General features: G+C 62.0%; 14 protein-coding genes. 8 read left to right on the forward strand and 6 right to left on the reverse strand.

Features of this window, described 5'->3' with window-relative positions; all coding sequences use genetic code 11:
• Positions 1 to 25 precede the first annotated feature (25 nt).
• The 6 genes from groES to ruvX form a co-directional block, all read right to left on the reverse strand.
• Positions 26 to 316: a co-chaperone GroES gene (gene groES / locus VHO05_RS03835; protein ID WP_329645290.1), complete on the reverse strand. Its 291-nt coding sequence runs from the start codon at positions 314 to 316 to the stop codon at positions 26 to 28.
• 463 nt (positions 317 to 779) lie between these two features.
• Positions 780 to 1,943, reverse strand: coding sequence for a DNA-processing protein DprA (gene dprA, locus VHO05_RS03840; RefSeq protein WP_329645291.1), 1,164 nt, complete (start codon positions 1,941 to 1,943; stop codon positions 780 to 782).
• A complete protein-coding gene (gene plsY, locus VHO05_RS03845) occupies positions 1,930 to 2,643 on the reverse strand; it encodes a glycerol-3-phosphate 1-O-acyltransferase PlsY (protein ID WP_329645292.1) in 714 nt (237 codons plus the stop codon). Before plsY ends, dprA begins: the two co-directional genes overlap by 14 nt.
• A gap of 92 nt (positions 2,644 to 2,735) precedes the next feature.
• Positions 2,736 to 3,173 carry a MarR family winged helix-turn-helix transcriptional regulator gene (locus VHO05_RS03850; protein ID WP_329645293.1) on the reverse strand — a complete coding sequence of 146 codons (438 nt, stop codon included), beginning with the start codon at positions 3,171 to 3,173 and terminating at the stop codon, positions 2,736 to 2,738.
• Positions 3,174 to 3,533: 360 nt separating this feature from the next.
• Positions 3,534 to 4,733, reverse strand: coding sequence for a hypothetical protein (locus VHO05_RS03855; RefSeq protein ID WP_329645294.1), 1,200 nt, complete (start codon positions 4,731 to 4,733; stop codon positions 3,534 to 3,536).
• A gap of 142 nt (positions 4,734 to 4,875) precedes the next feature.
• Positions 4,876 to 5,376: a Holliday junction resolvase RuvX gene (ruvX, locus tag VHO05_RS03860; RefSeq protein ID WP_329645295.1), complete on the reverse strand. Its 501-nt coding sequence runs from the start codon at positions 5,374 to 5,376 to the stop codon at positions 4,876 to 4,878.
• A gap of 237 nt (positions 5,377 to 5,613) precedes the next feature.
• Here ruvX and VHO05_RS03865 point away from each other — a divergent pair, with 237 nt between their 5' ends.
• The 8 genes from VHO05_RS03865 (at position 5,614) to gatB (ending at position 12,685) form a co-directional block, all read left to right on the forward strand.
• Positions 5,614 to 7,911, forward strand: a complete 2,298-nt coding sequence (locus tag VHO05_RS03865) for a fused MFS/spermidine synthase (protein ID WP_329645296.1) — start codon at positions 5,614 to 5,616, stop codon at positions 7,909 to 7,911.
• Between the two features lie 111 nt (positions 7,912 to 8,022).
• A complete protein-coding gene (gene gatC / locus VHO05_RS03870) occupies positions 8,023 to 8,310 on the forward strand; it encodes an Asp-tRNA(Asn)/Glu-tRNA(Gln) amidotransferase subunit GatC (protein WP_329645297.1) in 288 nt (95 codons plus the stop codon).
• 32 nt (positions 8,311 to 8,342) lie between these two features.
• On the forward strand, positions 8,343 to 8,618 hold the full coding sequence (locus VHO05_RS03875; RefSeq protein WP_329645298.1) for a hypothetical protein: 276 nt from the start codon (positions 8,343 to 8,345) through the stop codon (positions 8,616 to 8,618).
• A 19-nt stretch (positions 8,619 to 8,637) separates the two neighbouring features.
• A complete protein-coding gene (locus VHO05_RS03880; RefSeq protein ID WP_329645299.1) occupies positions 8,638 to 9,042 on the forward strand; it encodes a hypothetical protein in 405 nt (134 codons plus the stop codon).
• 1 nt (position 9,043) lies between these two features.
• Positions 9,044 to 10,555 carry an Asp-tRNA(Asn)/Glu-tRNA(Gln) amidotransferase subunit GatA gene (gatA, locus tag VHO05_RS03885; protein WP_329645300.1) on the forward strand — a complete coding sequence of 504 codons (1,512 nt, stop codon included), beginning with the start codon at positions 9,044 to 9,046 and terminating at the stop codon, positions 10,553 to 10,555.
• 1 nt (position 10,556) lies between these two features.
• On the forward strand, positions 10,557 to 10,892 hold the full coding sequence (locus tag VHO05_RS03890; protein WP_329645301.1) for a chorismate mutase: 336 nt from the start codon (positions 10,557 to 10,559) through the stop codon (positions 10,890 to 10,892).
• Positions 10,889 to 11,176 carry a hypothetical protein gene (locus VHO05_RS03895; RefSeq protein ID WP_329645302.1) on the forward strand — a complete coding sequence of 96 codons (288 nt, stop codon included), beginning with the start codon at positions 10,889 to 10,891 and terminating at the stop codon, positions 11,174 to 11,176. Before VHO05_RS03890 ends, VHO05_RS03895 begins: the two co-directional genes overlap by 4 nt.
• A gap of 24 nt (positions 11,177 to 11,200) precedes the next feature.
• Positions 11,201 to 12,685, forward strand: coding sequence for an Asp-tRNA(Asn)/Glu-tRNA(Gln) amidotransferase subunit GatB (gatB, locus tag VHO05_RS03900; protein ID WP_329645303.1), 1,485 nt, complete (start codon positions 11,201 to 11,203; stop codon positions 12,683 to 12,685).
• The last annotated feature ends 28 nt before the right edge of the window (positions 12,686 to 12,713 follow it).

Genomic DNA, 12,713 nt, shown 5'->3' on the forward strand with positions numbered 1-12,713 from the left:
GTTTAGAATCTCTGGAGTGGCTGATCTATTTCTCGATCACGCCCATGATGTCGCTCTCCTTCATGATGAGGACATCGGTGCCATCGACCTTCACTTCCGTGCCGCTCCACTTGCCGAACAGCACCTTGTCGCCCTTCTTGATGTCGAGCGGCACGAGCTTGCCCGTTTCGTCGCGCGAGCCGGGACCCACAGCGAGCACTTCGCCCTGCTGGGGCTTTTCGGCGGCGGTGTCCGGAATGATGATTCCGCCGGCGGTCTTGGTCTCGTTGTCCACGCGCTTGACGACGACGCGATCGTGCAGGGGGCGAAACTTCATGGAAGAAATTTACTCCATTTGGGGCTCTGGGGAGGGCTCTGCGGGTGTATCCGCGCGAGCTTCGGGGTTGGCACTAGCAGGCATTGAGTGCCAGTCCGATGTGGGGTTCTAGAAGGCCAAGCTCTGGAGTGTCAAGGCAACCCGCCGATCAAAGACTCCGAGCATTGAGCGTGTCTGGAATAACAACCGAAGGGTGTGTTTAGAACATTATTGCAACTTTAACAGGGCGTCTCTAATCTGCCTAAGCACGTCTGGCAAAACACGGAAATTAAGCGGGGAAGCGACAGTGCATTCAAACGAAGACACCAAACCTCCGTCGGCGCGGGACCAAATTGAGTATATGGCGGATCTCATTGGACAGCTTCGCCAAATGGCACACGATAGTCACCTAACCACTTTGGCCGGATTGCTCGATTTAGCCTACGCAGAAGCCCGCCAGCGCGCACGCGACTGAGATATTGCCTCAGCGGGGTGAGCGCGAAACCAATTGCCGCCCGTGTCGTGTGATTTCACCGGCAAGATCCAATTCCATGAGCAGGATACGAACGTCTCGGACGTCGAGCTCCGTTGCCCGCACGACCTCGTCGATATCGATAGGGTGCGGGCCGAGCGCGGCAAGGACACGAGCCCGTTCGCAGTCGCCCGGCTCGGCGATCCGTTCGCGGGAAACGGGGGCCAGAGGTTGAACGTCGAGGTTTTCCGGCAGTCCGATTGTCGCTGGCGAAAGCTGCGGACCCAAGGTCTCGAGAACATCCCCTGCTTGCGTCACCAATGTCGCGCCCGACTTCAAGAGTTGATTGGTTCCTTCGGCGCGTGGATCCAAGGGGTGCCCCGGGACGGCAAAAATCTCGCGTCCCTGCTCTCCCGCGAACCGCGCAGTCACCAGCGTGCCCGACCGATGTGCGGCTTCGACAACCAGCACGCCAAGGGAAAGTCCCGATACCAAACGATTGCGACGCGGAAAATCCTTGGCGCGTGGAGTAAACCCCGGCGGTTGTTCTGAGACGAGGCAGCCTTCCACGCCGATACGAGCCTGCAGCGCGTCGTGCTCGGGCGGATAGACGATATCCAATCCTCCGGCGAGCACGGCAACGGTGCCGCGATCGAGGCTGGCATGATGGGCAGCGCCATCGATGCCGCGCGCTAATCCCGACACAATGACCACGCCACTCGCGGACAGCTCACTTGCAAATTGACGCGCCAGCTTGAGGCCTGCAGCCGACGCTAGCCGCGATCCGACGATCGCAACTGCGGGGCGTCGAAAGAGCTCCGTACGGCCTTTCACGTAAAGCAACGGCGGCGGCGCGTCGATGACGGCAAGCAGTGCGGGATATCCCGGTTCAATCGTGAACACCGGATTGGCGCCGATGCTGCGCGCGGCGTCGAGTTCCGCTTCGGCCTCGCTTGCCGGGCAGATGCGGATCGAACGTCCAGCGCGGCGCGAGAGATCTGGCAACACATCGAGCGCCGCCCTTGCTCCGCCGTAGTGATTGATCAAATCTCGAAACGTGACGGGGCCAACGTGTGTCGACCGGATCAGGCGCAAGCAGGCAAGGCGTTCCCCATCGTCGAGCGGCGAGACGGGAAGCGGCGCAGCCGTGAAGAGCGTTGAATCACGCTTTGGCACCGATCTTGGGCTCCTCACCCTTGAGAAGCCGGCTGATGTTGGCGGAGTGCTTCCACAGCAGAAGCAGCGTCATGAGAGCGGCTAGCAGGCTTTCCGGAACGTATCCGAGGATGAGGAGCGCGACCGGAGTCAGGATGCTGGCGGCGATGGCCGACGCGGACGAGTAACGCGTAAGGAACGCGGTTCCGAGCCAAAGCGCGCAGAAAATCAGCGCCCCAGGCCACACGAGCCCGGCAAGAACGCCGATGTACGTCGCGACACCCTTGCCGCCTTTGAAACCGAGCCAGACAGGGAAGATGTGGCCGAGAAATGCAGCGAGCCCCGCGAGAAGTGCGCCATCGATGGCCAATCCGAACTGCGCTCCGACCGTGTAGCCGAGGAACACGGCGAGCGTTCCCTTGAGCCCGTCCAGCAAAAGCGTAAGCGCGGCAAGACCCTTTCGGCCAGTCCTTAAGACGTTCGTCGCTCCGATGTTGCCGGATCCCAAGGCGCGGATATCCCCGAGACCAGCAAGACGCGTGAGCAGAAGCCCGAAGGGGATGGAACCGAGGAGGTAGCCCAGGGCAATCGGCGCGAGGTACGCGACGGCGCTCTCTGAGGGCGACAGCGGAGTAGGGGCGAGGGTTAGATCGCCCGTGGCAGCAAACGCCGCCAGAGGCGCGGCAATCAATAGAGCGGCAAACAGCACGCTGAGAGGCATAACGTCGAATCCCACAACCTTGAGCACGGTCTCAAGGCTAGAGGGAGTTTTGAGCTCCGGCAACTGACGAGATCGCCGGAGCGAAGCGGTTATCAGCGGCCGCCGCGTGCCGCGCTCTCGGGCTCGACAGCGAGCACGATCCGCGACAGCGAGCGGAGAAACGCATCTCTCTGCGTCGGGGGAAGCGCTGCGAGGATCTTCTCGTCGGTGGTGCGCGCTGCAGGCTCTGCCGTACGCAGCGCTCCTTCGCCCTTGTCCGTCAAGCGCACGGCGTAACGGCGCGCGTCGCGTCGCGTCCGGCGGCGCTGTACGAGCCCGCGCGAAGTCAAACGGCGAACGATATCGGCCATCGTGGAACGGTCGATACCCGTACGCTCGACAAGCGTTGTCTGGCTCGGTTCCTCGCTATCGGCGATTGCAGCCATCACGGCGAACTGACGCGGCGTGAGCCCCGCTTCGCCTACGCTGATCGCGAACATTTCATCGGCGCATTGTCCAGCCCTATGCAGAAGGTGGAGCGCCGACGACATTCTGTCGTCTCCAGCATCATGTTTCATGGGTCTCGTCCTCTTGCCGGGGTAGCGAGTTCCGGGGGGTACGTATGTCGAAAAATCCGCTCAACCGCAGGATTGGATCGTGCACATCAGACGTACGTGGAAACTCACTAACCTGAATATGCTCCCGCAGTATCGGAACTTGAATAGTACGAAAGATCAGGGGAAAGCAGACCTGCACCTGCAGTCGCGGTTGATTGAGTGCTTGCCGCACCCAATTTTGCAAGCGTTGCCGGCCCCTGAAGACATTTGTTTGCGGAGTTTGTCTGCGCGGCGAGTGGTCACGCCATGCATTTGTAATGTTGTGCCGAAGCCTTTCCGATCGGCGCGCGCGCGTCATGTGAAGAGCCACGAAGTAATGCCTGCTCGGCGTGCAAGTTCCGCGATACCGCCTTCAAGAACCGAGAAAGTTTCTTTGTCCGCCTGTTCCGGAATCCAAGCCGCACCGGCCTTTTTTGCTCGATATGTCGCCATCAGTGCGCTCCACGCTTCTGTGTCGAACTGCCGCTCCGGCTGAACACCGTTGCTCGCGCGCTTGATCTCGCTTTGCGCGCCGAGCCAGGTGTGAGCTGCCTGCCAGATATCGGAACTGGCCGGAAGATTGTGACGCGCCTTGAGCTGCGAAATTGCAAGCACGCCCGCTTCTCGCGGATGGGGGCCGATTTCCAGCGTCGCAATCCTTACGCCACGCCGTCTTATGGAAAACAAACGGCATTTGTCGCGAGCCAGACGGTCTGCGTACTGGTCGGCGCAATTCTGCATGGCGTGCGCTTCTGCAAGGATCGACGCGTGATCGAGCAGCGGTAAGAACGTGTAGCCCCGCGCTTCTCCGGGTTCGAGCCAGGAGTCGGTGATGGCGCCTTTTGGCAGCTGCAGCACCAGGCGCATCCGATTGAGCCAGCTCTTCGCCGCACAAACCGCGGTATCGATTGCCATTTCCGGGCGCCATGGCACGACGATGAGACCGTGCGCGCGTGAAAGGTCGGTATTTGAGAACCAGGCATAGGCGGCGAGCAGTCCGAACAAGCGTTCCGGATCGCCCGGTTCCAGGAAGATGGCCTGCTGTGCGAGCCAGAGCGCGAAGTACTCGTCGCAAGCATTCGCTCCGAACATTACGGAACGCAGCCAAAAGGCACTGTTCTCGGCTGATGTCGGCAGGTGGTTCGCGATCCGGCGTGTAAAGATGTCGGATCGAGGCAGGCTGGCGAGGTGCCCCGCGAAGGCTTCCGGTGGAAGACGCCTTAGCCACAACGGCAATCCGAGGGTGGCGGCAACCTCCCGCAGTGGCGCGCCGGTTTCGATAAGTTCGAGCGCTTTTTGGCGCTGGCGCAGCGGGCTCTGTCGGCACGCAATCGTGTAAAGCGCACCAGGAAAAGCGATCGCCAGGTCAGCAACCCGTGAGGAAGAGGAAGCGAGGCGCCGCACGTTCGCCCGGCGCGCCGGATCGAAGCGTTTGATGAGCGTCTCCAGATCGCGCGTCTCGCGATTGGAAGGCGCGCTGCGCTCGGCGTCCATGGTGTTGGCTCTGCTGCGCATCGGCAACCACCCGGTCGAAAGACGATGCGCGAAACGCGCACAACCAGTATCGCCTCGAGCCTCCGCAATTAATGCGGCGTGCATGCGACCCCAGTTTGTCCAACGTGAGATAGGAAGCGCTCGCACCGCTGCCAAGCGGTGATCAGCGGTTGAGCAGACGCATCCGGTCGAGCGCGCCTTGCAGGATGAGGGTGGCCGCAAGCTTATCGATCACTTCCGCACGCCGTTTGCGACTGGCATCCGCCTGGATCAGCATGCGCTCGGCTTCGACTGTGGTGAGCCGTTCATCCCAAAGCAGAACCGGCAGCGGAGTGAGCGCGTTGAGGTTGCGCGCGAAAGCACGCGTGGCCTGCGCACGCGGACCTTCCGTTCCGTCGAGGTTGGATGGCAGACCAAGCACAAATCCTTGCACGGAATGCTTGGCGGTAATGTCGAGAAGCCGTTTTGCGTCAACGGAAAACTTGGTGCGCTGAATGGTTTCGAGTGCGGAACCGATGGCGCGGGTTACGTCGCTGAGCGCAAGTCCAAGTGTCTTCGTCCCGGCATCAATGCCGATGAGACGTCCCGGTCCGAGAAGTTTGGCGAACGCTTCTGCGTCTCCGACCGTGACGCCCCTCGGCGAGGCTTTGCTGTCGTCGGTCATGGAAGCAGGTCTCCGGTTTCAATCATATTGGCACTATATCGGTTGGCGCATGGGACGCGAGACCGGTTACGCGCTTTACGCGCGAGCCGCAAACACGAGGTTAACCGTGTCGGCTCCTCTGTCATTTCCCTGGGTGACCGAAGCGCCTGACAGAGCATGGCTTCGCGTTTATGGTCGCCGCGACAAAGAGATCCGCCCGCATTCGGCGAATGCAGGAGCGGCGAAATTGGGGGAACCGTGACGGCACCTTACGAGATGGACACCTTGGCCACGGATGCAGAGTTGGGAAATCGGTCTGCAAGCGTTCGTTGGCTTTTCACGGCAACAAGCTTTCTATCGGCGTTCCTCCTGTTCCTCATCCAGCCGATGTTCGCGAAGATGGTTCTGCCCCTGCTGGGCGGAGCGCCATCTGTGTGGGCGGTCGCGCTCCTTTTTTTCCAGGGCGCTCTCCTCGTCGGCTATAGCTACGCCCATCTGCTCGTGCGCTATGTGCCGACGGCATCGACGGGCATTGTTCATCTTGCGGTTTCCGCGCTCGCATTCGCGGCCTTGCCGATCGCGATACCGCAAGGTTGGTCTGAACCCCCGCCGGGCGATCCCTACCTTTGGCAGCTCGGGCTCTTTGCCGTGGCCATTGGGCTGCCGTTTGTTGCCGTCTCGGCCAACGCGCCGCTGCTTCAGGCTTGGTTCTCGAAAACCGGACAACGAGACAGCGCCGATCCCTACTTCCTCTATGCAGCGTCCAATTTGGGCAGCCTTCTCGCATTGCTCGGATACCCCTTCCTCTTCGAACCGGCCTTCGGCCTCAAGGCACTGGCGACGATTTGGACAGCCGGTTTTGTAGCCCTCGTGACGGCGCTCGCGTCCTGTTTCTGGGTTGTCAGAAAGACGGCGGCAACAGCCGTTTCACAACTGGAGACGCGAACAGCCGCATCATCCCGGCCTGAGCCCGATTGGCGGGCGCGTATCGGCTGGGTCGGGCTGGCATTTGTGCCGTCGGCCCTCCTCACCGCCTTCACCACCCACGTCGCGACGGACGTGGCGTCCGCGCCGCTGATCTGGGTGATCCCGCTGACACTCTATCTCGCGACGTTCGTCGTCGTGTTCCGCGAACGCGCGCTCATTCCGCGCCCCGTTCTCCTAACCCTGCACGCGGTCGCGACGCTCCTCGCGCTTCTGCAACTCGCGCAGACCGAAAAGGAGACGTGGTTCTATGCGGCCGGGTTCGGTGTCGCGGCGTTCGTGACCGCGACACTGGTCGCCCATCGAACCCTCTACGAAGCGCGGCCCGACACCCGCCATCTCACCGAGTTCTACTTGTGGATGTCCTTTGGCGGCGTCCTTGGTGGAATTTTCGCCGCCCTGATCGCCCCGCAAGTCTTCTCGGAGGTGTTTGAGTATCCTCTACTGCTCGCGCTGAGCTTTGCGTGCCGCCCTGGCGCGCTGGACCTGAGAACGCAGAGCACGAAGTCACTTGCGGCCCTCGTGGCGCTGCTCTTCGCCGGCGCCGCCGTTCTCTATTGGGGGCCAACCGTCGCCTATGAGTATCAGATCGGATTCGGTGGATGGGGCGCGACGGCGGGTATTGCAGCTGGCTTTGCACTGCTGGCGCTCGCGGCCTGGCGCTATCCGCCGCACATGCTGGCTGCGGCCGCCTGCCTCTACTTGACAGTTGTGCTGCTCCCCTCGGGCGTTCACCGCGGAAATGCCGAACGCAGCTACTTCGGCGTTTATCGCGTCATCCAGTCGAGCGACGGTCAATTCAACGTGCTCCAGCATGGGACCACGCTTCACGGCGCGCAGCGCATTCGCGACAAGCACGGCAACACGGTCGCCAGTACGACGCCTGCAACGTACTATCATGCGCACGGACCGATGGCCTCGGCCGTTCGCCTCACGGGGATGATCAGTGCGATCACGCGGAAAGAAGCTAAGTTCGGCGTCATCGGGCTCGGAGCCGGCTCGCTCGCCTGCCATTCAGCCTCGGGCGAAAAGTGGCGCTTCTTTGAGATCGATCCCGTCGTCGTGGGGATCGCCAAGTCCAAGAAATTTACGTTTCTGGCCAACTGCCAGCCGAACGCCGATATCGTACTGGGCGATGCGCGCCAGACGTTCGCGAAGGAGCCGGACGAAAGCTACGATCTCTTGATCGTCGACGCTTTCTCGTCCGACGCAGTCCCCGTGCACCTGATGACGGCCGAGGCAATCCGCCTCTACGCCTCGAAAATCAAACCGGAGGGCGCGTTCGTATTGCACATTTCGAACCGCTACCTGGACCTCGAGCAGGTGCTCGCCGCGACAATCCCGCAGATTGGGGGGCTCCACGCCCTCACCATTGAGGATAGCAACGACGACGGATATGCGGTGACAGGGTCGACCGTGGTGGTGGTGGCGAAGAACTGGCAGGTCATCGATCAGTTCCGGACCTTCCCGGGCGCACGAAACCTGCCCGAACCCCATGTCAGGCCCTGGACGGACGACGCCTCCGACGTTTTGGGGCCGTTCATGTCCCAGTACCACAAGCACCGGTGGTAGGCCGCCGCCGCCCGCTTTGGGGCGCTGGCGCAGTTGCACGCGCGGAGCGAGCCCGCTATGAGGGACACGCGGCGCCTCGGCCGCCGTCTCTTAATAATTAGAGCGGGTTCCATGCAGGTTGACGAGAAGACCGTGCGGCGCATCGCGCGCCTGGCGCGCATCAAGATCACGGACGACGAGGCCAAGAGCCTCGAAGGCGAGCTGTCGGGAATTCTGAACTGGGTTGAGCAGTTAGGAGAGATCGACACGACAAATGTCGAGCCCATGACCCGTGTCGTGGATCAGCAACTCAAGAAGCGAGAGGACAAGGTGACCGACGGCGAAATCGCCGACGACATCCTCAAGAATGCCCCGATGGTCGATGACCACTACTTCGTCGTTCCCAAGGTCGTCGAGTAGTTGAAGCACGCGAACGAAATCGGAGACCGGAAATGTCCAAGATTTTTGCGCTGCTGGCGGTTGCATTGATTGCGACCGGCCTTCTCGTGCTCGCTGTTCCGCGCGAAGAGGGGAGCGAGGGCGCCCGGTCGCTTTCTCCGCAGAGCGTCAGCGAAACACCCGCTTATCTCTTGAAGGCGAGAGACCTCGCCGAGCAGGTCAACGCGCCGCTCTCCATCCTGTTCGGTCTTGTGAGCCTCTACTACTCACGTCGCTCGTATCACATCAACAAGGCCCGTGCCGAAACCGAGCGTGGCCGCACCGTTTAGCCCATCCCGAGGAGTTTCAATGCGCTCTTTCCTGATCGCCCTGGCGCTCATCGCGTCGACTGCCGCCGTTGCCAAGGACCGTGCCACGTTCCTCAACGGGCAATACGCGACCGCCGCCCAATGCCAGAAACTGCGCAAGGTCGAGGATGGCGGTCCGAAGAACGTCGGAACGGCTCCTGAGCTGCTCGATCCGGACGGATTTCATAGCTGGGAGGGCGGCTGTGAGTTTACGAAGGTCATGGAGCATGACACGGGCAAGGTGTGGGTCGGCCTCATGATTTGCTCGGAGGGCAACTCGATGACCCCCGAGATGTACGTGTTCTCAAAGCACGAGACGGACGACAGCTTCGAGGTCTCTCGCGCTGGCGATGAAGACGGCCCCGAGTCCTACACGCGGTGCGATTCCAAGAAGGGAACCCATTAACGTGAGCGATTTAACGCGCCTGACGCTGGCCGAAGCGCGCGACGGACTGAAAGCCAAGACCTTCTCGGCCGAGGAGCTGACCAGGGCCCATTTGGACGCCATCGCAGCCGCGAATCCGGCTCTCAATGCCTATGTGCTCGTGACGCCCGATCATGCACTCGCGCAGGCAAAGGCCGCAGATGCGCGGCTTGCCAAGGGCGACGCACGTCCCTTGGAAGGTCTGCCCCTAGGCAACAAGGATCTTTTCTCGACGGAAGGTATACGCACGACGGCTTGCTCGAAAATCCTCGACGGGTTTACGCCGACCTATGAATCGACGGTCGGCGCCAACCTCTGGAACGCCGGTGCCGTCATGCTCGGCAAGCTCAACAACGACGAGTTCGCCATGGGCTCGTCAAACGAGACGAGCGCCTTCGGCCCCGTGGTGTCGCCGTGGCGCCGCAATGGGAAGACGGACAAGCTGGTGCCGGGCGGCTCGTCCGGCGGCTCGTCAGCGGCTGTTGCTGCGAGCCTTTGCCTCGCCGCCACTGCCACCGACACGGGCGGCTCGATCCGCCAGCCGGCAGCTTTGACCGGCACGGTCGGCATCAAGCCGACCTATGGACGTTGCTCGCGCTGGGGGATCGTGGCCTTCGCGTCTTCGCTCGATCAGGCGGGGCCAATTGCAAAGACGGTGCGCGATGCCGCCATCATGCTCGGCAACATGGCTGGTCATGATCCTAAGGATTCGACCTCCGTCGATGCGCCGGTGCCGGACTATGAGGCAGCCCTCGCCAAGGGCGTAAAAGGCCTCAGGGTCGGCGTGCCGAAGGAGTATCGCGTCGAAGGCATGTCGAAGGAGATCGACGCCCTTTGGACGAAGGGCATCGAGTGGCTCAAGGCCGCCGGCGCCACGATCCACGAGATCAGCCTGCCGCATACGAAGTATGCGCTACCGGCGTATTACATCGTCGCGCCCGCCGAGGCCTCTTCGAACCTCGCCCGCTACGACGGCGTCCGCTACGGTCTGCGCGTGCCCGGCAAGGACGTGATCGACACCTACGAGAACACGCGCGCCGCTGGCTTTGGCAAGGAAGTTCGCCGCCGCATTCTGATCGGCACCTACGTGCTCTCGGCCGGCTACTACGATGCCTATTACCTGAAGGCGCAGAAGGTCCGCACGTTGATCAAGCACGATTTCGATGAGGCCTGGAACAAGGTCGACGTCGTCTTCACGCCGACCACGCCGTCACCCGCTTTCGCGTTCGGAGAGAAAACGGGCGATCCGCTGGCCATGTACCTGGAGGACATCTTCACCGTGACGGTGAACATGGCGGGCCTACCGGGCGTCTCGGTGCCCGCGGGTCTTTCGTCCGAAGGAACACCGCTTGGGCTCCAGCTCATCGGCAAACCCTTCGACGAGGGAACGCTGTTCCGCGCCGCCCAGGCCATTGAGGATGCTGCGGGCCGTTTCACCGTGAATGACCAGTGGTGGGCCGGGGCCGCGGCTGCCAAGAAGCCGGGAGGCAAGTAAAATGGATCCGAAGCGTCCTTGGGAATGCGCTGACATGAACCAGGTCCGCGCCGAGATCGACCGCATTGATGCCGCGTTGGTCGACCTCATTGCCGAGCGCTTCGGCTACGTGGAGCGCGCCTGGCAGCTCAAGAAAGATCCGAGCGAGGCAAATGTGCCCTGGCGAATTCAGCAGGTCATCGACAAGGTCAAGACCCAGGCACGCCAGCGCGGTCTACCGTCAGAGATGATCGAGATGGTTGGCGCCCAGTGGCGCAACATGATCGGCTGGTTCGTCCAGTACGAGGAAGAGAAACTTCGCAAGCAGGAAGCGAGCAGCGGCGGACCTCGGGCATGATCGCGATCAACTCGTTTGATCCCCTGACGCTGGTGCTGCTCTCCCTGGTCAATCCCGCGGTCATCGCCGTGGCCGTCTGTATGGGGCGGAGCGCGGACCAGTGGCAGAAGCTGCCTATAGCCGCCTTTGCGGCGGCGGCAGCTGGCTTCCTCCTGTACTGGGTGGGCGGCCAGGTAGGCTTCTTTGCCATCCATGCGGTCGGCGGCGAGGCAGCGATGTTCCTGCTCCAGTTCCTCTTTGGACTGGTCTGGGCTGCGCTGGGCTATTGGTTTCGTCCGCGCTAAGCTCGCGGGCAGGAGATGGATGACATGCAGGACACGTCTAAGAGCGGCGGCAAGGCCAAATCGAGCAACCTGATCCCAGGAGCGACCGGGGATTGGGAGGTCGTGATCGGCATGGAGGTACACGCCCAGGTCGCATCCGCATCGAAGCTGTTTTCGGGATCGTCCACCGCGTTCGGCGCCGAGCCGAACAGCCACGTGTCGCTCGTTGATGCGGCCATGCCCGGCATGCTGCCTGTCATCAATGAGGAATGCATCGCGCAGGCGATCCGCACCGGCCTGGGCCTCAAGGCGGCGATTAATCTCAAGAGCGTGTTCGACCGGAAGAACTACTTCTACCCGGATCTGCCGCAGGGCTATCAGATCAGCCAGTACAAGCAGCCGATCGTCGGCGAGGGCGAAATCGAGATCGACGTCGACGGCGAGGCCAAGCGCGTCGGCATCGAGCGCCTGCATCTCGAGCAGGACGCCGGCAAGTCGATTCACGACCAGAGTCCGGAATACTCCTTCGTCGATTTGAATCGCTCAGGCGTCGCGCTGATGGAAATCGTCTCCAAGCCCGACTTGCGCTCATCGAAGGAAGCGCAGGCGTACGTGACGAAGCTGCGCACAATCTTGCGCTATCTCGGCACCTGCGACGGCGACATGGAGAAAGGGAATCTCCGCGCCGACGTGAACGTGTCCGTGCGCAAGCCCGGCGACAAGCTTGGCACACGCTGCGAGATCAAGAACGTCAACTCGATCCGCTTCATCGGTCAGGCGGTGGAAGTGGAAGCACGCCGCCAGATCGACATCATCGAGGATGGCGGCTCCATCGACCAGGAAACGCGTCTTTTCGATCCGGTGAAGGGCGAGACGCGCTCCATGCGCTCGAAGGAAGAAGCGCACGACTATCGCTATTTCCCGGACCCGGACCTGATGCCGCTCGAGTTCGAGCAGGCTTACGTCGACGATCTGAACCGGCATCTGCCTGAGCTGCCGGACGAGAAGCGCGCCCGCTTCGTCAAGGACTACGGCCTCTCCGCCTACGATGCGAGTGTGCTCGTCGCCGAGCGCGACAACGCCGACTATTTCGAAGCGGTTGCCAAGGGGCGGGACGGCAAACTCGCGGCCAACTGGGTCATCAACGAGCTGTTCGGACGCCTCAACAAAGAGGGCAAGGACATCGAGCATTCGCCGGTCTCGGCGGGTCAGCTCGGCGGCCTTGTCGACCTCATCGCCGGCGGCACCATCTCGGGCAAGATCGCCAAGGACCTCTTCGAGATCCTCTGGACCGAGGGCGGCGATCCGGCAGAGATCGTAGAAGCCCGCGGCATGAAGCAGGTGACCGACACCGGCGCCATCGAGAAGGCCGTCGACGAGATCATCGCCGCCAACCCCGACAAGGTGGAGCAGGCGAAGGCCAAGCCGTCGATGCTGGGCTGGTTCGTCGGTCAGGTCATGAAGAGCACGGGCGGCAAGGCGAACCCCGCGGCCGTGAACGACATCCTGAAGAAGAAGCTCGGTCTCTGACCATCCCGACGGGATCGATGCTCAGGCT

The sequence above is a fragment of the Hyphomicrobium sp. genome (assembly GCF_036262015.1).
GTDB lineage: Bacteria > Pseudomonadota > Alphaproteobacteria > Rhizobiales > Hyphomicrobiaceae > Hyphomicrobium_C.